This is a genomic window from Patulibacter medicamentivorans, from assembly GCF_000240225.1.
GTDB classification, from domain to species: Bacteria; Actinomycetota; Thermoleophilia; order Solirubrobacterales; family Solirubrobacteraceae; genus Patulibacter; species Patulibacter medicamentivorans.
This window is the reverse complement of the sequence record NZ_AGUD01000042.1, coordinates 1-19,620: the sequence shown is the minus strand read 5'-3', so window position 1 is coordinate 19,620 and position 19,620 is coordinate 1. Positions and strand designations below refer to the sequence as shown.

Annotated in this window: 17 protein-coding genes; 5 read left to right on the top strand and 12 right to left on the bottom strand. The window is 72.7% G+C overall.

The window, feature by feature from the left end:
- Nucleotides 1-29 precede the first annotated feature (29 nt).
- From PAI11_RS04835 to PAI11_RS28265, 3 genes are all read right to left on the bottom strand, one after another.
- Nucleotides 30-1,280 carry a lipopolysaccharide biosynthesis protein gene (locus tag PAI11_RS04835; protein ID WP_138974109.1) on the bottom strand — a complete coding sequence of 417 codons (1,251 nt, stop codon included), beginning with the start codon at nt 1,278-1,280 and terminating at the stop codon, nt 30-32.
- A 268-nt stretch (nt 1,281-1,548) separates the two neighbouring features.
- The gene (locus PAI11_RS04830) at nt 1,549-2,487 is read right to left on the bottom strand and encodes a glycosyltransferase family 2 protein (protein ID WP_170320685.1); all 939 of its coding nucleotides are present in this window, start codon (nt 2,485-2,487) and stop codon (nt 1,549-1,551) included.
- 55 nt (nt 2,488-2,542) lie between these two features.
- Nucleotides 2,543-2,845: a DapH/DapD/GlmU-related protein gene (locus tag PAI11_RS28265; protein WP_007571425.1), complete on the bottom strand. Its 303-nt coding sequence runs from the start codon at nt 2,843-2,845 to the stop codon at nt 2,543-2,545.
- Between the two features lie 405 nt (nt 2,846-3,250).
- On the opposite strand from PAI11_RS28265, the gene PAI11_RS23905 reads away from it, so the two are divergent.
- Nucleotides 3,251-4,381 (top strand): glycosyltransferase family 4 protein, encoded by a 1,131-nt coding sequence (locus tag PAI11_RS23905; RefSeq protein ID WP_007571424.1) that lies wholly within the window; start codon nt 3,251-3,253, stop codon nt 4,379-4,381.
- Nucleotides 4,382-4,396: 15 nt separating this feature from the next.
- Here the strand turns inward: PAI11_RS23905 and PAI11_RS26110 are convergent, their stop codons facing one another.
- The 4 genes from PAI11_RS26110 to PAI11_RS04800 form a co-directional block, all read right to left on the bottom strand.
- Nucleotides 4,397-5,185, bottom strand: a complete 789-nt coding sequence (locus PAI11_RS26110) for a class I SAM-dependent methyltransferase (protein ID WP_170320684.1) — start codon at nt 5,183-5,185, stop codon at nt 4,397-4,399.
- The gene (locus PAI11_RS04810; RefSeq protein ID WP_040598424.1) at nt 5,182-6,624 is read right to left on the bottom strand and encodes an O-antigen polymerase; all 1,443 of its coding nucleotides are present in this window, start codon (nt 6,622-6,624) and stop codon (nt 5,182-5,184) included. The genes PAI11_RS26110 and PAI11_RS04810 overlap by 4 nt, the downstream gene beginning before the upstream one ends.
- A gap of 16 nt (nt 6,625-6,640) precedes the next feature.
- Nucleotides 6,641-8,158, bottom strand: coding sequence for a polysaccharide biosynthesis tyrosine autokinase (locus PAI11_RS04805; protein ID WP_040598421.1), 1,518 nt, complete (start codon nt 8,156-8,158; stop codon nt 6,641-6,643).
- Nucleotides 8,159-8,378: 220 nt separating this feature from the next.
- Nucleotides 8,379-9,077, bottom strand: a complete 699-nt coding sequence (locus tag PAI11_RS04800; protein ID WP_138974108.1) for a hypothetical protein — start codon at nt 9,075-9,077, stop codon at nt 8,379-8,381.
- A gap of 527 nt (nt 9,078-9,604) precedes the next feature.
- Between PAI11_RS04800 and PAI11_RS27745 the strand changes: the two genes are divergently transcribed.
- Nucleotides 9,605-10,957, top strand: a complete 1,353-nt coding sequence (locus tag PAI11_RS27745) for a TolB-like translocation protein (protein WP_007571414.1) — start codon at nt 9,605-9,607, stop codon at nt 10,955-10,957.
- Nucleotides 10,958-10,963: 6 nt separating this feature from the next.
- Here the strand turns inward: PAI11_RS27745 and PAI11_RS04790 are convergent, their stop codons facing one another.
- The 3 genes from PAI11_RS04790 to PAI11_RS04785 form a co-directional block, all read right to left on the bottom strand.
- Nucleotides 10,964-11,317 carry a hypothetical protein gene (locus tag PAI11_RS04790; RefSeq protein WP_007571412.1) on the bottom strand — a complete coding sequence of 118 codons (354 nt, stop codon included), beginning with the start codon at nt 11,315-11,317 and terminating at the stop codon, nt 10,964-10,966.
- An 81-nt stretch (nt 11,318-11,398) separates the two neighbouring features.
- On the bottom strand, nt 11,399-11,542 hold the full coding sequence (locus PAI11_RS26810; protein WP_170320683.1) for a hypothetical protein: 144 nt from the start codon (nt 11,540-11,542) through the stop codon (nt 11,399-11,401).
- A gap of 156 nt (nt 11,543-11,698) precedes the next feature.
- Nucleotides 11,699-12,559 carry a hypothetical protein gene (locus tag PAI11_RS04785; RefSeq protein ID WP_138974107.1) on the bottom strand — a complete coding sequence of 287 codons (861 nt, stop codon included), beginning with the start codon at nt 12,557-12,559 and terminating at the stop codon, nt 11,699-11,701.
- Nucleotides 12,560-12,958: 399 nt separating this feature from the next.
- Between PAI11_RS04785 and acs the strand changes: the two genes are divergently transcribed.
- Complete coding sequence (acs, locus tag PAI11_RS04780; protein WP_050897106.1) at nt 12,959-14,938, top strand: acetate--CoA ligase; 1,980 nt, start codon at nt 12,959-12,961, stop codon at nt 14,936-14,938.
- 59 nt (nt 14,939-14,997) lie between these two features.
- Here acs and PAI11_RS04775 read toward each other — a convergent pair whose 3' ends face one another.
- Nucleotides 14,998-16,056: a TolB family protein gene (locus tag PAI11_RS04775; protein WP_170320682.1), complete on the bottom strand. Its 1,059-nt coding sequence runs from the start codon at nt 16,054-16,056 to the stop codon at nt 14,998-15,000.
- 207 nt (nt 16,057-16,263) lie between these two features.
- On the opposite strand from PAI11_RS04775, the gene PAI11_RS04770 reads away from it, so the two are divergent.
- Nucleotides 16,264-17,253, top strand: coding sequence for an NAD-dependent epimerase/dehydratase family protein (locus PAI11_RS04770; RefSeq protein WP_007571400.1), 990 nt, complete (start codon nt 16,264-16,266; stop codon nt 17,251-17,253).
- Nucleotides 17,254-17,281: 28 nt separating this feature from the next.
- Nucleotides 17,282-17,875 carry a methyltransferase family protein gene (locus tag PAI11_RS04765; RefSeq protein WP_007571397.1) on the top strand — a complete coding sequence of 198 codons (594 nt, stop codon included), beginning with the start codon at nt 17,282-17,284 and terminating at the stop codon, nt 17,873-17,875.
- A 9-nt stretch (nt 17,876-17,884) separates the two neighbouring features.
- On the opposite strand, the gene PAI11_RS04760 is transcribed toward PAI11_RS04765, so the two are convergent.
- On the bottom strand, nt 17,885-19,507 hold the full coding sequence (locus tag PAI11_RS04760) for an FAD-dependent thymidylate synthase (protein WP_007571395.1): 1,623 nt from the start codon (nt 19,505-19,507) through the stop codon (nt 17,885-17,887).
- Nucleotides 19,508-19,620: the final 113 nt, after the last annotated feature.

Here is a 19,620-nt window from a genome sequence, read left to right as displayed (position 1 = left end):
CGCAGCGGGTCGCGTCGGCTGCGCGGGGATCAGGACAGCGGTCGCAGCCGGCGCACCGCAGCGTCGATCCCGACCCAGCAGGCGGCGTAGGCGAGGCAGCCCGCCAACGCCACCGCCACCGGCGATGCAGCGTCCTGGGCTGCCGCCACGCCACCGGTCGCGATCGCGCACGCGAGAACCGGTGGCACCATGCCCGAGAGCGTCACACGCCAGACGTCCGGGTTGCGAGCCAGGGCGACGACCAGCACCAACGTGACGCAGTACGCGACGAGCGTGGCGAGGCCGCCGGCCGCGATGCCCATGCTGGGTCCGGCGGCGAAGATCACTGCGAAGTTCGCAACGACCCCCGCCCCGCTCGCCGCCAGCCACGCGCTCGTTCGGCGCTGGTACTGCAGGTCGACCGCTGCCCACTGCGACGCGCCGTTGAGCGCGAGGCCCGCGGCGACCAGCGACATGAACCCGGCGTTCGCGACGCCGAACTCGTCGCCGCCAACCAGGCTCATCGCCTCGGATCCCGCGGCCAGCGTCGCGGGCACCAGCGCCAAGGCGATCCCCGTGGCCAGCATCACGTTCCGGCGGAGCGCCAGGTACGCGTGCTCGCGACGAGTGCGCCAGTCCTCCAGCAGGAGCGGGAAGCGACGCACGTGGAGCACCTGGAACGCGAGCGACACGCCGATCTCCGTGAGCGCGTACCCCAGCGCGTACCGCCCCAGCTCATGCGAGTCGACGAAGAGCCTGAGCCCGAGCCGGTCCCCGACCTGCAGGAGCAGGCCAGCCAGGGCGACGCCGCTGAGCGGTGCCGCGTAGCGGACCTCGGCGATGCGCGGCATGCGCGGTCGCAGATCCCGGAGATGCACGTGCGCTCGTGGCAGTCCCCAACCCAGCGCGATCACCGTGAGGATCAACCACCCCCACATGTAGCCGGCGACGCCGAAGCCGAGCGCCACCGCGGCGGTACCCGCAGCGGGCCGGCCGCCGACGGCCAGGGTCGCGACGGTGAGGAAGAGCCCAGGTCGTCCCTCGGCTCGCGCGATGCCGGTGACCAGCATCGAGACGCCCATCGCGACGCTCGCGATGCCGACGGCAGCCACGATCTCACTGCCGATCGCGACGCCCAGCAACAGCGAGACGGCGGTTCCCGCAAGTGCCACCGAGGCGACGTTGCCGCCGACGACGCGACGAAAGCGGCGGGCACGAGCGCCCGGGTCGGCACCGTCCGCCGCCGACGCCAGCTCTCGCACGACCAGCGGCTCGCACCAACCCAGCAGCGCGGCCGTCACCGCCGCCGAGACCGCGAGCGCGACGGCGAGATCGCCGTAGTCGGCGGGGCCGAGCAGGCGCGCGACGATCGGGGTCGCGAGCAGGGTGATCGCCGCCGGGATCAGCCGCCCGAGCGAAAACGCGACCGTCGGCCCGGACCACCGCACCTACCCGCCCTCCGGCATCGGACGACGGTCGCCGCTTGTCGGTCGCCGGCGGAAACGGCCCCCACTTCGCCGCGACGACGCACCACCCGTGCTCGTGCTCATCGAATGCGCTGGAGGACCGCTAGAGCGATGAACGTTGCGCTCCCACGCTGTGCCGGTCGTAGCGTGTTTCCCGCAGCGCCTGGGCCATCGCCTCATAGACCTCGGCCCGAAGCCGTCTTCCGAGACGCCGCAGCGCGACCGCTCTGACGGCGTAGCCGAGCCACAGGACCCAGCGGGCCAGCTCGGCCTTCGGCCGGGCGTATCGCTGTCTGAGGAACTCGAGCTCTCCGGCGGCGGTCAGCTTCGCCGTCTCCGCGTCCGACCAGCGCTGCCGAGAGGAGTGGTCCTGGTAGTGGACGACCTCGGCGCCCGTCTCGTAGAAGACCCGCATCCCAAGCACGCGGATCCGGTATCCCAGCTCAAGGTCCTCGCCGTACATGAACGTACGCTCGGAGAAGCCGCCGACGCGTCGGTAGTCCACTGAGCGTATGGCGATGCACGCCCCACCAACCCATCCCGTGAATGACGACCGATCATGGGACCACAGGACCGGCGTCCAGCGACGACGGAGGTCATCGGACAGCAGCCGTGGCAACCCGACGACCGCGGCAGCCGTCCCGGCTAGGGTTGGAACCGCCGAGCACGACTGCTGGATCGAGCCGTCGGCGTTGAGGAGGCGTGGCCCGACCGCGCCGATGCGCGGGTCGGCGAGCGGCGCCAGCATCCGGTCGATGGCATCCGGGGCCACGAGCTTCGTGTCCGGGTTCAGGAAGATCACGAACTCGCTGGAGACCTGACGGAAGGCCGCGTTGTTGCCACGTCCGAACCCGAGGTTCTCGGTCGAGCGAATGATCTCGACGGTCGGGCTGAATCGAGCAAGCACCTGAAGCGAGTCGTCGGTCGACGCATTGTCGAGGACGACGATCCTCAGCGGACGATCGGTCTCCTGCCCGAGAAGGCTCTCGATGCACGTCCCGAGGACGTCGGCGCCATTCCAGTTGACGATCACCACCGACACGGAGCCTCGGGGCGAGGATCTCCCGCCTTCAGGCCTGCGCGAGAAGGCAGCCGGCTCAGGAGGCCCCATCGCCACCGTCGCGTCGGCGCTCGACCGCGGCGATGACCGCATGCCGCCATGCCTCGCCATAGTCACCGACCGTCCAATCCATCCCGCGTGCGAGGGACGACTCCTCGTACTCGGCCAGGGGCCTGATCGGCCGGCAGGGCACGCCCGCCGCGACCATCCCCGGCGGTACATCGCGAGTCACGACGCTGCCGGCTCCGATCACAACGTCCGAGCCGATCGTGACGCCCGGGAGGATCGTGGAGCCCATCCCGATGAACACACGATCGCCGACGACGATCTCGTCGTACACGTGGAGCCTCGGATGGCGTCGGCGGAGTACCCGAACGCCGCCGTCATGCGTGATGAACGCCACGCCTCCCGAGACCGTGATGTCCGATCCCAGGTGGATGAGGAACGGCTCGGATCCGAAGTCGACCCACCCTGTCAGTCGAACATCACTGCCGACCGACCCGAGCTCGAAGAGCCTGACGCGACGATGCTCCTTCGCTGCGCGAAATCGCAGGCGACGGAGCGGGCCTGCGAGTAGAGATCGTGGGTGCAGGTTCATCGTCTCGGTTGCCGCGACACACACGATAGGACATCCTCGACGTCCCAAATACGACTCTCGTACGAAACTGGACGGCTTTCGCGCACCGTAAGCTGACTGGACCGGATCCACGTCGTCGCCCGGCGCGGCGCGCGGGCCGCCTTCTCGATGCGGATCATCCACGTCACGCCTGCCGGTGGATTCGGCCGCGTCCAGTACGGCGGTGCCGAGCGCGCCGTGGCCGACCTGGCGACCGCGGCGGCCGACCGCGGACACGAGGTGACGATCGTGGCCCCCTCCGCGTACTTCGCGGCGGCCGGGCTGCCCCCCGCCGTTGCACAGATCCCGATGGCGGTTGCGCCGCGGGACGCGAGCGCGATCGCCCGTCGCATCGCGCGCGCAGACGCGGACGTCGTGGTGCTGCACCTTCTGCGCGGGGTGCTGGTCGGCGGCCTGGCGCTGCGGCTGTCCGGGCAGCGCCGGGCATGCGTCACGAACCTGCACAACTCGCTCCAGCAGGCGTTCGACGACGCCGACGCCTCAGCATTCCGGCGGCTGCTTCTCCGTCGCGCGCTGCGCGCGCTGCACACTGGCCCGCGCACCGTCTCGGTCGCGATCTCCGCCTCGAACCTCCACGACCTCGTGACTCACGACGGCCTGCCCGTCACGAAGACCGCGTTGATCCCGAACTGGGTGCACGAGCGATTCCGGCCGCTGCCGGAACCGGAGCGGAAGCAGGCGCGGGTGGCGCTCGGCGTGCCCGACGCCACCAGGCCAATCGTCCTCTTCGCCGGAAGGCTCGAGCGGCAGAAGGATCCGGTCCTCGCGGTGGCCACGGCGGCTCGGATGCGCACGGCGCCTGTCCTCGTTGTCGCTGGAGCGGGATCGCTGCGCGACGCGGTGCTCCGCGAGGCCCGCGGGAGTGACGTCGACGTGCGTCTGCTCGGTCACCTGTCGAACGTCGAGCAGCAGATGGCGGCCGCTGACCTGCTGCTCGTGCCGTCCCGGTACGAGGGCTTCGGACGCGTGGCGGTCGAGGCACTGGCGACGGGGACCCCGGTGGTCGCCGCGGACGTTCCGGGGCTCCGCGACGCCCTGGACGGCTTCGCCGCAACGGACGCCAGGCTCGAAGGCAGCCGTGATCCGGCGGCCTGGGCGCGCAGCGCGGACTCGCTCCTCGATACCGAACGCACGCCGGCGACGCGCGGAGCACTGGCGGCCCAGGTCGCAGCCCGCTATGGCGCCGAGCAGGCCGTCGACCAGTACCTCGACCTGTACGAGACGCTACGCCGGCGGTGACCCGATCGGACGGCGTCAGCTGGCGGTGTCCTCGCCGTCTGCCGCACCGCCCGGCTTCTCGGCGTAGAGCAACACGTAAGCGCCCAGGTTCCGGAGTCGCAGCCGCCGAAGCAGGCTCTCCCAGAGCCGAGCGACGACGAAGAGCGGCACGAAGAACGCGAAGTACGGCGACACGTTGTAGCTGACGTCCGTCGTCACCCGCTCGAAGCCGGCCCGCCTGAACGCCGCTCGCGCCCCGGAGTCATGGGTGTGGTCGTAGTGCGTCACGAAACCGCACACGTCCTGCGCCGCCGGGCGGAGGTAGAACAGCACCCGTCGGGCCACGGCCTCCGGGAGGATGCGGTTCAGGATCGCGAACACCGAGTAGCGAGCGGCGAAGAGGTGCAACGTGCGCGCGCCCGGGGCAAGCGCGTCGTACACCTCGGCCGCGAAGCGATCCAGGTCCTCCAGGTGCTCGACCACCATCCGCGAGGTCAGCAAGCCGGCGTTGCCCGCGCGAGCGGGCAACCCGTCCTTCACGACGTCGGCCTCGATCCGCACGTCGAGGGCATCGTTGTCCTCGAGATCGTCCGGCAGGACGTCGATGCCGACGATGGTGACGTCCGACCGATCGGCCACCGCTCGCACGTAGGGAGTGTCACGACCAGCCCCGACATCGACGATGCGCCGTGGCGAGGCGTCAGCGGCCAAGCGGGCCGCTCGCTCCACGTAGCGATCACCGATGCTACCTCCGCGCTCGTACGGCCACCGCGACGCGATACGCGCCGACAGCCGTCGATTCGCCTCTAGCCACCGCTCGATCACGCTGCTCCCAGCCCTTTCTGTTCCTCTGACGCCGAGGCTCCCGCGGCCTTTGAGCACCACGCCAGACCGCCCGCGATCACCAGCACGTCCCACACCATCGATGTCGTGTAGAACGCCGCGAAGTTCTCGTACAGCAGGAAGCCCACGAAGTAGGTGAGGTACGCCATCACCGCCAGGCGCGCGACCGTCGGCCGGAGGAGCAGCCAGGCTCTGGCAGCGCCGACCATCAGGCCGAGCACGAGCGCCGCGGCGACGACCAACTCGAGTCCGCCATCGGCGTAGAGCGGTCCCGCGAAGGTCGCCACGTTGAAGTAGTAGGGGCTCGACAGCTTGCCGGTGAGACCGTAGAAGTCGGCGCGCGGCCCCCAGAGGCTCACGGGCTGCGGGATTCCTGGCAGCGAGTAGAGCCCGTCCGGGGAGCTGCCGACCAGGTGGGTCCTCTTCGTGACCCGGTTGAGGGTCTCGAACGGCGCCACGAGCCCGACCTGGACCGGCAGCAGCGGCCGCAGCGGCACGACGGTCTGCGCCACGACGCCCCGGTAGAAGTACGACTCGAAGCTGCTGTCCCGGTGTTGCGCCGTGCGCAGGAAGAACAGGCCGGACAGGATCAGCACGACGACGCTCGCCAGCGTGGCGATCGCGAGCGACCTCGCGGGGGTGATGGTTCGAGTCGCGCCCGCCAGGTAGACGAAGATCAGCGGCACGACGAGCGTGATGAGCAGTGTGTTCCGACTCGCGCTGGCCGCCACGCCCGCGAGCGCGATGCCGATCACCAGCACGTCCCCCACGCGCGGGCGCCCCGGATGCAGCCCCCACCGCAGCATCCTGGCCCAGGCCGCTAGGGCCAGGCAGTCAGTGAGATACGTGACGTACGGCGGAATCCGGATGCCGCCGGCGCTCCTCAGCGTGTCGATCGACTCGGACAGGATCGGCACCGACCCGAGGATCCCGACCTTGAGCCACAGCCCGAACAGGCCCATCGCCAGCAGCACCAGGCTCAGCACGCGGAGTCGCTGGGAATCGAGGACCCCGAGAGGCGGCGGCCGCTTCGGGCGCGCCACCTGTCCACCGGCCAGGAACGAGCCGGTGGCGAACGCGACGGGCGCGAGGATCGCCACGAGCACCATGTTGGTGGACCACGGAGTCTGGTAGTTGATGACCGCGATCTGCGCCAGCCCGACGGCTCCGAACCAGATCATCGGCAGGAGAACGTGCGGCCGGGTCACGTCGTCGCGCCCGAGAACCGCCACCACGACCGCGATCGTGATCGCCAGCACCCCCGTGGTCAGGCGCTGGACGTTGCCGAGCGCGTCGATCAGGACGGCGAGCGCCGCCGACAACACGACGACGCCCACCAGCCACGCCGCGACGCTCGACGCACGCTGCCGCGTGTCGAGCCGACCGCGCCATCCCTGATTCAGCGGGCGGGCGGAGCTCACGGCGCGTCGGCCCCCCTCAGATGCTCGACGACGCGCGCCCGCGTTCCGTGCTCGTTTCGGATGGTGTCGCCGTCCGAGGCTGTCCGTAGGTGTAGTAGCTCTGGTACGACAGCGCGTCGTCGACCTCGGCGCCGGTGATGACCTGACCGAGGACGGGGAGCCTGAGGCGCTCGAGCGCCCGCGCCAGCTCGCGGAGCAACGGTCGCCTCGCGACCCCCAGCCGGACGCAGAGGAACAGCGCGTCGGCGTACTCGGCCACGACGGCCGTGTCGCTGACCGCGATCAGCGGCGGCGCGTCGAGGAACACGACGTCGAAGTCCTCACGCAGCCGCTTCACGATCTCGCGCACCGGCTCCGCCCCGACGAAGTCGCCCGGATCGGGAGGCGTGGGTCCGCTGGGCAGCAGCCACAGCCGGCCCTCGGGTTGCCCGATGCCGCCCGACGGCGCGGGCAGGTCGACCTCGATCAGGGCCTCCTCGAGCGTCGCATCGCCGATCGCCACGCCGGTCAGGCCGCGCCCGCTCGACGCGCCGAACATCGACGCCAGCGTCGGGCGGCGGAGATCGAGGTCGACGATCGCGACCCGGCGCCCAGAGAGCGCTGTCGCGACCGCGAGATTGGCGATCGTCGTCGACTTGCCCTCTCCCTGGGTCGAGCTCGTCACCATCACCGTCCGCGCGCGGTGGGTGGTGAGGCCGAAGTTGATGTTCGTCCTGAGGATCCGGAACGCCTCGGCCGCCGCTCCTCCGAGCTCGGAGAGCATCGTGAGCTGCCCGTCACCGACCCGTCCACCGGACGGGCGGGGCACGCGGCTCAGGATCGGCACGCCGAGCTCCTGCTCGGCTTCGTCGCCCGACCGCACGCGCGTGTCGACGGTGTCGCGCAGGAAGGCCCCGGCCAGCCCGACGAGGAGCCCGACGAACAGGCCCAGAACGCCGTTGCGGACTGGACGCGGCCGTACCTGGGGAGCCTCCTCCGGCCCCGCCACGACCTGCGCGTTCGCCGTCTGGAGCGCCAGGCGGGTCTCGAGCTGCTGCCGGCTCGCACTCAGCCGCGCCACCAGCTCGGTGTCGCCGTCCCGACGCGACCTGGCCTCGACCAGCGCGCTGTCGACGTCGGCCAAGGCGCGTCGCAACGCCGTGCTGTCGAGGTTCCTCCGGTATTCGACATAGGCCTGGGCGTAGGCGATCACCAGCCGCTTGGCGCTGTCGACATCCGGTCGCGTCACGGCGAACGTCAGGAGGTCGCTGTCGGCGTCCGCGTCAACCGTCGACATCGATCGGAACTGCGGGACCGTCAGGTTCCTCGTCCGATCACCGCCGCGCGCGATCGCCGAGCGCATCACCGTCGGAGTGCGCGCGAGCTTTGCCTGGGTGACGAGGACCTGTTGGAAGCTCTGCTGCTGGAGGCCGACGTCCGCGGTTCCGGAGAGCTGATTCGCGACGCTCTGGCGGCTGACGAGAACGGTGCTCGCCGCCCGATAGCGGTCGGACTGCGTGAGCGAGAGCCCGACAGCGAATATCGGGACCAGCACCAGGAACGCCAGGATCGTCGGCCAGCGCCTGCGAGTGATGGCTGCGAACCGTCGAACCGCCGAACCCTCAGCAACCACGTATCAACTCACTCAGTCTGTCGTGTCTTTGCGCTGACCACCGGCAACGTGAACGCGGCCACGGCCAATCTAGCGGGCTCGACCGCCTGGCTCTAGTGGGCATGGACGATCGGCCGCCGCCGCCTGCCGCCGAACTCGTCAGTCAGAAGCCCGTGGGTGGGTCGAGGGGCAGGCGGGAGTCGGACGGTGGCGCGAGGGAGTCCGGATCGGGCGAGACGCGCAACTCGGGCTGCGCATCGACGCAGCGGTGGGAGCCACGGAAGAGCACAGGCGACCGCGGGCCGGTGCGCACCGCGGCCGTCTGCTCCAAGCCCGCGGAGACCCGCAGCCACTGCCACTGCCGATCGCCCTCGCGTCGCACCAGCCACGCCGGCGCGCCCTCCAAGCGCAGACGCGCCCGCACGCCCGCCGCCGGCGGCGTCGCCTCGGTGCCAGCGCAGGCGCCTGCGCGCGTGGAGATGCGGAACATCGTGCGCAGCCGGACCGTCGCCCCTCCGGCCACCGCGACCCCGTCGTCGCCGGCCACCTGCCAGCCGAGCGTCGCTCGCAGCCGAGCCCCACGCGCCTCGGCGGGGGTCAGGACGGCGACGTAGCCCTTCCAGCTCACGAAGCTGCGTCCACTGTCGAGGCCGAGGTCCGACAGCGTGATCTGGCGCAACCGGAACGGGCCCCCGTGGCGCGGCAGGATGACCGACTGCGCGCCGAAAAGCCGTCGCCCCGGCCCGTCGACTGTCGCTGTCGGCACCTCCTGCCCGCCGTCCCTCGGATGGATCACGTGGACGGTCGCAGCGAACTGCGGAGGGCTCAGGCCCTCGCCTGACGCGCTGCCGTCCGTGGTCACCCGCGTGGCGCGCTGGACGACGATGTCGGAGGACGACCCGACGCCGTCGCCCTCAGGAGCGTCGACGACCACGATGGCGAGCACCACGAGCGCCGCCGTCGCGCCGACTCCGAGCGCTGGGCGCAGCAGACGGCGTCGATCCTCTCGATCCACGCGGCAAGCATACGGGCGGCGTCACGCGCCGCTCGATGCGTTCCGACCCGGCTTCGTGGTCATCCCAGCCCGGCTCGCTGCCGACCGGAGCTACGGCGTCGGTCGCTCCGCGCGCCGCAGCACCGGCCCATGCCGGTTCCCGACGATCCGCAGCACCCACGCTTCCCGCGAGTGGGAGTACCGCAGCACGGGGCGCAGCAGGGCAAAGACGCACGGACCGACGATGCGTCGGGGTCTGGGCGTATCGCGCATCCCGTTCCTTCTACTGCGCGAGCCGGGGACTTCTGACAGCTACTCGCCACCCCCTACTCCAGGGGTACTTCCTCGGGTGTCCCCTCGATGGAACCCGCAGCGGCCCACGCCAGTCTGCGGGCATGACCTCCTCGCCCCTCCCGCGCGGGATCGCGGCGGCCGTCGGTGCCGTTGCGCTCGCTGCCGCGCTGACCGTGTCCGCGTCCCCCGCCCTGGCCACCTCGGTGACCTACCGCGACGGCAACGACATCCACCTGGCCAACGTCGACGGCGGACAGCGCCTGCGGATCACCAGCGACGGCTCGGACGCCGCCTACTACACGCTGCCGTCGGCCGACGACGCCGGCAACGTCGTCTCGTTCCACGGCAAGGGCACCTCGCGGCTGATCACGTGGTCGCCGGCCGGCGGGGGCACGCCGATCAAGAACGTGATGCCGTGGAAGATCTCCGCCGGCGTCAACGCCGGCCCGACCTGGGCGCGGGTGCGGGCCGACGGGAAGATGCTCGCCTACGGCTACCTGTACAACACCGGCATCTACGGCTCGATCACGCCGCGGCTGGCGGCGGTCGACCCGAAGGCGCCCGGTAGCCCGACCTCGCCGGCGATCGACCAGCCGTACATCTTCGACGGCAGCTGGTGGAACGACCGGCTGGTCGTCAGCGACAGCGAGCGGATCTTTGCCGAGGCCGCTCCGCTGGACTTCAAGCCGTGGCTGGCCTCCGCGGGGCAGAGCCTCGCCGGCGCCGAGGTCGCCCGCGACGGCTCGCGCGCGCTGGTGATGTTCTCCGGCGACCACCACCTGGAGCTGGTCGGCCTGACCGGCGGTGGGCCGCCGACGTCGACGCCGACCGGCAGCTGCACGATCGCCACCAGCGGCAACGACCGCTTCAGCGGCCAGCCGCGGATCGCGCTGTCGGCCGACGGCCGGCGCGTCGCCTGGTCCGATCAGGCCGGGGTCCAGGTCGCGACGGTCGCCAGCGTCCCGGACGGCGCCGCCTGCCCCCTGAGCGACCGGATCACGCTCAGCGCGACCGGCGGGATGCCGTCGTTCTCCGAGTACACGATCCGGACGGGCGGCGGAGGAGGCGGTACCGGCGGCGGTGACGGCGGCACGGGCGGTGGCGGTGGCACCGGTGGCGGGACGGGTGGCACCGGTGGAGGCGGCGGCAACGCGCTGGCGCTTCAGGCGGTGCCCAAGCTCGGCGCCTCGGGGCTCCGGCGCGGGCAGGCCATCACGCTGCGGGTCGCCGGCGCCGGGCGCCTGAGCGCGAAGCTGCTGCGTGGTGCGCGCACCATCGCCAGCGGCGCGGCGACGGCCAAGGGCGCCGGCAGCACCCGGCTGAAGCTGAAGCTGACCAGCAGCGGCCGCCGCGCCAAGGGGCTCGCCGGCAAGCGCGCGTCGCTGCGGGTGACCTTCACGCCGACGAGCGGCAAGCCGGTCACGGTCACGCGCTCGCTGAAGCTGAAGCGCTGAGGCGGATCAGCGGACGAGGCGCGCCTGGACGCAGCCGGCCTGCGGCTCGGCGCCCTCGCTCCGCCGGGCCTTCGGCCGGTGGCCGTACAGCCAGGCGACCATCGCGAAGGCGACCATCGCCCCGGCCAGCAGCACGACGGCGAGCGGCAGCCCGAGCACCGGCTCGTCGGCCAGCGACGGGGCGAGCAGCGTCACCAGCGGCACCGTCCCGATCAGGACGATCAGCGCCGTCACGAGCGCGTTGCGGACCAGCTCGACCGCGAGCCCGGCCAGGTCGGCCGCGGCACGTGGGCGCGCATGCTCGGACGCCGCTGGTGCGACGCCTGCCGATGCTCCGATGATCTTCTCGACGACGGCCACGGTGATCCTCCGTGGCCGATCATATGTCGAGCCGGGTTGCGATGCGAGGAAATCTGTGCCCTGGCCCGCCCCGGCGGTCGGTCAGGCCGCGCGATCCTCGACGTGCTCGTCGGCCTCCTCCTGCCGTCGGCGGGACCGCTTCCGCTCACGGTACGCGCTGGTCAGGACGAAGAAGCCGAAGCACAGGAGGTTGACCACCATCCAGATCACGACGACTGAAACCACGGGGCTCACAGTCTGGACGTCGCCGCTCGCCGCCGCGTCCCCCCCTCCGGATCATCGATCTCCGAGACGGCCCCGGAACGACCGACGCCCCCGTCGAGGACGGGGGCGTCGTGCCTGCCCGGTGCGGACCCGAGGGTCAGCGGCGTTCGCGCGGAATCAGCCGACGAACTTGTAGGACTGCTTCGGGTCGGACTTGCCGAGCTGGATGTCGATCGAGCTGACGCCGTAGAGCTTGTCCGCGGTGCCGGTCGACGAGCCCTGCCCGATCGAGACGTTGAAGATCGCCGCCTCGGGCTTGCTCGCCAGCTTCGCCAGGACCTGGGTCCAGGTCAGCCGGCCGCCGCCGTTCTGGAAGCCGGTGAAGAGCCCGTCCGGATCCTGCGTGCTCCACCAGGCCGCGGTCGTCGCGGTGGTCGACTTGAACGGGCCGGCGCCGGTCGGGTCGTAGACGAGCGTCGTGTACTTGGTCGGGGCCGGGTTGCCGAGGCCGTCGACGAAGATCTCGACCCGCAGCGCCGCGCCGGGGGCCTGGGCGGCCACGGCGTAGTCGAGCGCCGCCAGGTCGGTGACCTTGGTGCCGCCGGGGATCGGCAGGTTGACGCCGATCGGCTTGCCGCCGACCGAGGCCAGCACGAGCGTGTTCGACGCGAACCCGATCGACGAGTCCTTGTCGGAGTCGCGCCAGCGGGTGAAGCCGAACGCCGGGGCGTTCTGGGCGCTGACGGCGCCGGGATCGAAGCTCGCGCCCGGAGCGCCGTTGGCCCCGTTGGCCCCGTTGGCGCCGTTCTTGCCGGCGGCGCCGGCGGGACCCGGGGTCCCGGCCTTCCGGATCAGCGCCTGCGTGCCCTTGCTCAGGCGGTTGAGGCCGATCGAGCCCTTCTTGATGTCGCTGGCGGTGATCGAGCCGTTCTTGATGTCCTTGCCGGTGATCAGCTTGGCCGCCGTGGCGACCGACCCACCGAGCAGCGCCGCGACGACCGCCGCGACGAGTACTACGCGCACGTTCCTGATGCTCATGCGCACCTCTCCTTCGTTCCGAGTGGAAACCCCCCGACGACCCGCTCCGGGCCGCCACAGCGCACCGTACATGGGCCATGCAGGCGCCTGTCAACCCATTGGACATTCGGTTGGTTCTCGTCGATCGGCCCGTCCAGACCCGGGATCGCCGTCCACCACTCGCGCTCCGGCGCCCGCCGGTCCCGAGCGTCCACGCCCCGGCCCGACGAGGCACGCTGCCCCCAGACGACGAACAACGAGCGACAACGCGCCAACTCGGCGCTGGACCGCCGGTCCCGCGATCGAGCGAACGACGTTGCAACGGCGCCCGTGTAGGTTCGACGGGTGGGCCCCAGCGGGCCAGAGCAGCGCCTGCCGCGACGGTCGCGGTCGGGCGGCGAGTGGAGGAGCACCTGCGAGATGACGACCCAGAACGCGCGCGAGCTGACCGAGGAGTCGGTCGAGGCCCGGCTGGCCGAGCTGCTCGGCCAGGAGCGGTTCACGCCACCGGCCGAGTTCTCCGACGACGCCGAGATCAGCGACCCGCAGCTGCGGGCCCGCGCCGCCGCCGACCCGGTCGCCTACTGGGCCGAGCAGGCGAGCGGCCTGCGCTGGTCGACTCCCTGGGAGCGCGTGCTCGACGACGATGACGCGCCGTTCTTCCGCTGGTTCGAGGGCGGTCGGATCAACGTCTCCGACAACTGCCTGGACCGCCACGTCGAGGCCGGCCTCGGCGACCGCGTCGCGTACCACTGGCACGGCGAGGAGGGCGAGACCCGCGACATCACCTACGCCGAGCTGCTGGATCGGACGGCCCGCTTCGCCGGCGCCCTGAAGGAGCTCGGCGTCGGCCAGGGCGACGTCGTCGGGATCTACCTGCCGATGATCCCCGAGGTCGTCGTGGCGATGCTCGCCTGCACCCGGATCGGCGCCGTCCACAACGTCGTCTTCGGCGGCTTCTCGGCCGGTTCGGTCGCCGAGCGGATGGAGGTCTCCGGGGCCAAGGTCCTGGTCACCACCGACGGCGCCCGCCGCAAGGGCAAGACCGCCCCGGTCAAGCCCGAGGTCGATCGCACGATGGGCCAGCTGGCGCCGCTGGAGAAGATCGTCGTCGTCCGCAACACCGGCATCGACGTGCCGATGACCGAGGGCCGCGACGTCTGGTTCGACGAGGTCGTGGCCGCGGCCGAGCCCGCCGCGCCCGAGCCGATGGACGCCGAGGCTCCGCTGTTCATCCTCTACTCCTCGGGCTCGACGGCCAAGCCGAAGGGGATCCAGCACACGACCGGCGGCTACCTGACCGGCGTCTCGACGACCCACCGCCAGGTCTTCGACCTGAAGGCCGACGACGTCTACTTCTGCTCGGCCGACGTCGGGTGGATCACCGGCCACAGCTACATCGTCTACGGGCCGCTCGCCAACGGCGTGACCTCGGTGATGTACGAGGGCGCCCCGGACTACCCGCACAAGGGGATCTGGTGGCAGCTGATCGAGCAGCGGAAGGTGACGAAGTTCTACACCGCTCCGACGGCGATCCGGGCCTGCATGAAGTGGGGCGTCGAGCACGTCGCGCCCCACGACCTGAGCTCGCTGAAGCTGCTCGGGTCGGTCGGCGAGCCGATCAACCCCAAGGCCTGGCTCTGGTACTGGCACGTGATCGGCGGCGAGAACTGCCCGGTCGTCGACACCTGGTGGCAGACCGAGACCGGCGCGATCGTGATCACGACCCTGCCCGGCATCGACGCGGCCAAGCCCGGGTCGGCCGGCACGCCGCTGCCCGGCTACGAGGTCCAGGTGCTCGACCCCGAGACCGGCGAGCAGGTGACCGAGGGCGAGGGCCTGCTGGCGATCCCGCGCCCGTGGCCGTCGATGCTGCGAACGCTCTACCAGGACCCCGACCGCTACCGGTCGACCTACTGGAACCGGTTCGGCGAGAGCACCTACTTCGTCGGCGACTCGGCGCGGATCGACGGCGACGGCTACATCTGGGTGATCGGTCGCGTCGACGACGTGATCAACGTCTCGGGGCACCGGCTCTCGACCGCCGAGGTCGAGTCGGCGATCGTCGCCCATCCGCAGGTGGCCGAGTCGGCGGTCGTGGCCAAGGCCGACGACCTGACCGGCCAGGCGATCGTCGCCTACGTGACGCTGCAGGGCGGCACCGACCCCTCGGACGCCGTCGTCGCCGAGATCAACGCCGCCGTCGCCGATCGGATCGGCAAGCTGGCGCGCCCGAAGCGGATCGTCTTCACCCAGGACCTGCCGAAGACCCGCTCGGGCAAGATCATGCGGCGGCTGCTGCGCGACATCGCCGAGGGCCGCGATCTCGGCGACACCACGACCCTGGCCGACCCGACCGTGGTCGACACGCTGAAGGACCGCTGGGACGCGGGCGCCTGAGCGGTGGCGAGGCCGGCCGATTCGGGACGTCAGACGTCCCGTTTCGGCCGGCCCGGTCGTCAGAGGCCGCCGGCGTTGCCCGGGAGGGCCGCCGCGACGGCTACCTCGTCGCCGCCGGCCACCCGGCCGCCGAGGCCCCGGCCCGGCGTCGCCAGGTGGAGCCGGGTCGTCCGGCTGCGGGACGAGCGGCGGACGCTGATCGCCACCCGGCCGTCGGTCAGCGCGCCGAGGACGCGGACGTCCTCCTGCCCACCGAAGGTGCCGATGGCGATCCCCAGCGAGGTGGCCGCTCCCGTCGGATCGAGTCGGTCGATCCGGTAGCCGGTCGTGGTCGCGTGGAGGCGCTGTCGCAGGAGCAGCAGCGACCCGTCGGCCTGCTCGCCGACCACCACGGAGTACGACGACCGGGGACGAGCGGTCGAGAGCGTCCGGACCCCGCCGGCCTCGAGCCGGCGCGTCCGGACGCGGGCGAGGCCGTCCATCTCGCCGAAGCGCATCCGCAGGTCGACCGACGTCCAGGTCAGGCCGGCGCGCCCGAAGATCGGCGGCATCGGCATCGTCAGCGAGCGGTCGCCCTCGCCGAACCGCTCGACGACCTGCGCCGCAGCGCCGTCGCCGACGACCAGCGCGCCCCAGCCACGGCGGCGCTCGGCCCGGGTCGCGCTCTTGCGGACGTAGGCCAGGCGGCGCCCGTCCGGCGACCAGCTCGCGCCCATCTCGGTGGCGGGGCCGCGAGCCCAGCGCGCGCAGGTCGGCGAGGGACCGACCTCGCAGACCCGGACCGCGCGCTCGTCGACGACGGCGATCCGCTGCCCGTCCGGCGACCACTGCAGCGCGGTCGCGAACCGCACCGCGAGCCGCAGATCACGGGCCGGCGTCCCGCTGACGAGGTCGACGACCCAGACGCGATCGCCCGCCGCCAGCGCCAGGCGACGGCCGTCGGCGCTGAGCGACAGCTGCGTCGAGCGGTCCGAGGCCAGTCGCGCCACCGGGCGTCGGGCGCCACCGTCGGCCGCGCCGACGGAGACCGTGCGTCCGCTGCGCCAGGCGATTGCCGCCGGCGGGCCCGCCGCGCTCGCCGGGACGACCACCGGCGCCGTCGCCGCGGAAGCGACCATGGGCGGTCCGCCGACGATCGCCGACGACGCGAGCGCCAGGATCGCGACCGTCGCGCGGCGGACCACCGGCCCACCGCGGACCATCGCCGCGACGCGCGCCGGACGCCGATGGTCGGGACGACAACGGGACATCGCCGCAGCGTAGAGCCGCCGGCACGGCCGCGGGAAGCGCTCTGGCCGCACGCACGGCCCGCTACCGTGCCGGCTGTGCCTACCGTCGACGCGCGTCGGACCCTCGTGACCGGAGGAGCCGGGTTCATCGGGTCCAACCTGGTCGACGCCCTGGTGGCCGCGGGAGACGCCGTCACGGTGGTCGACGACCTGTCGACCGGCAGGGCCGAGAACCTGGCCGCCGCGGTCGGGGCCGGCGCGCAGCTGGTGCGGGCCGACATCCGCGACCGCGACGCGCTCGACGCGGCGTTCGCGGCGGCCGCCCCCGAGCGGGTCTTCCACCTGGCCGCCCAGATCGACGTCCGGCGCTCGGTCGCCGATCCGGCCCACGACGCGGCGATCAACGTCCTCGGGACGGTCAACGTGCTCGAGGCCGCCCACCGCCACGGCGCCCGCCGCGTGGTCAACACCTCGACCGGCGGCGCGATCTACGGGGTCGCCGACGTCGTCCCGACGCCCGAGGGCGCTCCCGAGCGGCCGATGGCGGCCTACGGTACGAGCAAGCTCTGCGGCGAGCAGTACTGCGGCTGGTTCTCGCGCCTGCACGGGCTCTCGACCGTCACGCTGCGGCTGGCCAACGTCTACGGGCCGCGGCAGGACCCGCTCGGCGAGGCCGGCGTGATCGCGCTCTTCTGCGACCGCGTCCTCGGCGGCGAGGACCCGACGATCTACGGCGACGGCCGCCAGACCCGCGACTTCGTGTTCGTCGGCGACGTCGTGCGGGCCCAGCTGGCCGCGGCGGAGCGCCCGGCCGACGGCGCGGTCAACGTCGGGACGGGGATCGAGACCAGCGTCCTGGAGTTGGCCGACGCGGTCGCCGCCGCCGGTCGCGAGGTCGGCGCGCGCGGCTGGACCGGACCGGCGTTCGCCGCGCCCCGCGCCGGCGAGATCGAGCGCTCGTGCCTGGACGTGCGGCGGGCCGCCGACGAGCTCGGCTTCCAGGCCCGCACCGCGCTGGTCGACGGGCTGACCGAGACGCTGCGCTGGGTCCAGGAGCTGCGCCGCACGCGGATCGCGACCGCCTGAGCCGCGCGCGGCGTGTCAGGCTGTGCAGGTGCCCACGCTGGCCGTCACCGGGGCCCTCGCGGCGATCGTCCTGCTGCTGCCGGTCCGCGTCTGGCTGCAGCGGCGCTGGACCGGCTCCAGCGGGATCGTGCTCGGCCGGGTCCCCGCCGGCCCGCCCCGGACCGCCCGCGCGCTGCTGGCGCTCGGGACGCTGCTGACCGGCCTCGGCCCGCTGCTGCACCTGACCGGCGTCGACTGGGCCTGGGACCCGGCGGACGCGCTCCTGGCCCACACGGTCGGCGTGCTGCTGCTCGTCGGCGGCACCGGCTGGGCGTTCTGGGCCCAGCTGACGATGCGCGAGGCGTGGCGCGTCGGCCAGGACGACCACGAGCGGCTGCGGCTGGTCACCTCGGGACCGTTCGCGCGGGTCCGCCACCCGATCTACAGCGGGATGGTCGCGATCGCGCTCGGGGTCACGCTGATCGACCCGACCGCGGTCGGGCTGGCGGGCGCCGCGATCCTCGCCGTCGGGGCGATCGTGCAGGCGATCCGGGTCGAGGAGCCGCACCTGCGCGAGCTGCACGGGACCGCCTACTGGGCGTGGGCGCGCAAGACCGGCCGCTTCCTGCCGCGGCTGCGCTGACGCCGGCGCTCAGGCGTGGCGGGCGTCGGCCCGCATCTCGCTGAGGATCCGCTCCAGCCGCGGCTCGACGGTGCTGTCGACGTGGCGCATGGCGCCGGCGACCGCCGGGTGGACCTGGCCGATCAGGCGGTGCATCTCGTGCGCCACCGCGCGGTAGGACGGATGGCCCTCGCGGCCCGAGCGCAGCTCGATCAGCTGCATCGCGGCACGGGCGTTGAGGTCAAGCGCGTAGCGCATCCGGTAGCCCAGGCAGACGGCGTAGGAGGCCTCGCGCGGGCGGCCCGCGTCGACCAGCGCCTGCCACGCCTGCGCCGAGCGCTCGAGCGCCCGCCGGTAGTCGTCGCCGGCGCCGGCCTGCTCGACCTCGTCCGGCACCCCGGCGCCGAGCTCCGGCGTCAGGCGCTGCCACTGGACCGTCAGCATCCGGTGCCGCTGGAGGTCGCGGAAGGCCCCGTAGTCGCTGACCACCTCGAACCGGTAGCGGACCCGCTCGAAGCCCCGGCCCGGACGGTGCCGGCGGTTCTCGCGAGCGCCCACGAGGTCGCCCAGCAGCGCCGACCGCTCCTCGCCGGAGAGCGCCCGGACCGCGTCGAGCAACGTCGACTCGTCGCCGCCGGCCGACTCGTACAGGAGCCCGGCGAGCAGGTCGTCCTCGCCCCCGTCGACGTGGACGAGCCGGACCGAGGAGTGCTGCTCGCCAGCGGTCGCCGTCGCCTGGTCGAGCCCCAGGCGGCCCGCCCAGCGGTCGGCCGCCGCCTCGCGCTCCCGCAGGTACTCGACCCAGCGACCGCCGCGGTCGGGCCGGTCGACGCGCGAGACGAAGCTCGGGGTGACCGCCTGGACCGCGTCGAGGATCCAGCGGCCGTAGCGGCGGGCCTCGGGCAGCGGATGGGCGAGCAGGTGCAGGATCAGCTGCTCGTAGGTCTGCCCCGACGCGTAGATGCCGACGTGGCTCAGCGTCGAGGCCGGCAGCAGGCCGCGCAGCAGGTCGAGCGCCTTGGCCCGCAGCGCGCGCTGGTGGGCGGCGGGCGACGTCCCCTCCGGGGCCGGGTAGCGATCCCCGCACCAGGCGGTGACCTGCGGCAGCAGCCGGCCGTAGATCGCGAACAGCTCGTCCATCGCCGGCGCGTAGCCCGGGGCGGCCGCCGCCAGCTCGTCGTCGCGGTAGTAGCGGTAGCCGGGCCGGCCGGCGGCCGCGTCCCCGAGCCCGGCGACCGGCTTGTCGTAGGCGATGTAGCGGGTCGACTGCTCCAGGTAGGCGCCGATCCGCGGGCGCTGCAGGACCTTGGTCAGCACGTTCGAGCACCACTCGGCGGCGACGTGGAGGCCGCCGAGCTGGGCGACCGAGTCGTCGCCGAAGCCGAGGAAGATCCGGTCGTAGAGCTCGCGCGCGCGGTCGCCCTCGCCACTGTCCCAGGCCGCCCCGACGGCGGCCTCCGGCAGCGAGTCCGCGAACTCGTCGAGGAACAGCCGCCGCAGCGTCCCGGGGTAGCGGCTGTAGCGGGCGAAGAGCGCGCCCTTGACCGTCTCCGGCAGGTTCACCAGCCCGAAGACCGGCCGCTCCGGGTGCGTGACGTGGGGCGCCAGGCGGGCGCGTTCGGCGGCGGTGAGATCGTCGACGGGGTACTGCACGGGACGGGCACCGTATCGGGCCGGCCGGTCGGCCCGCCTCCGGCCGCGCCCCGGCGCCGGGGGGCCGGCCCGCGCGGCCGGCAGCCGCCGACCGAGCGGGCCCGCCGCCGACG

Excerpts from the sequence above, each read along its gene's own strand:
- PAI11_RS04775 (WP_170320682.1), bottom strand. The coding sequence starts at position 16,056 with ATGGTCGCTTCCGCGGCGACGGCGCCGGTGGTCGTCCCGGCGAGCGCG.
- acs (WP_050897106.1), top strand. The coding sequence starts at position 12,959 with ATGACGACCCAGAACGCGCGCGAGCTGACCGAGGAGTCGGTCGAGGCC.
- PAI11_RS04785 (WP_138974107.1), bottom strand. The coding sequence starts at position 12,559 with ATGAGCATCAGGAACGTGCGCGTAGTACTCGTCGCGGCGGTCGTCGCG.
- PAI11_RS27745 (WP_007571414.1), top strand. The coding sequence starts at position 9,605 with ATGACCTCCTCGCCCCTCCCGCGCGGGATCGCGGCGGCCGTCGGTGCC.
- PAI11_RS23905 (WP_007571424.1), top strand. The coding sequence starts at position 3,251 with ATGCGGATCATCCACGTCACGCCTGCCGGTGGATTCGGCCGCGTCCAG.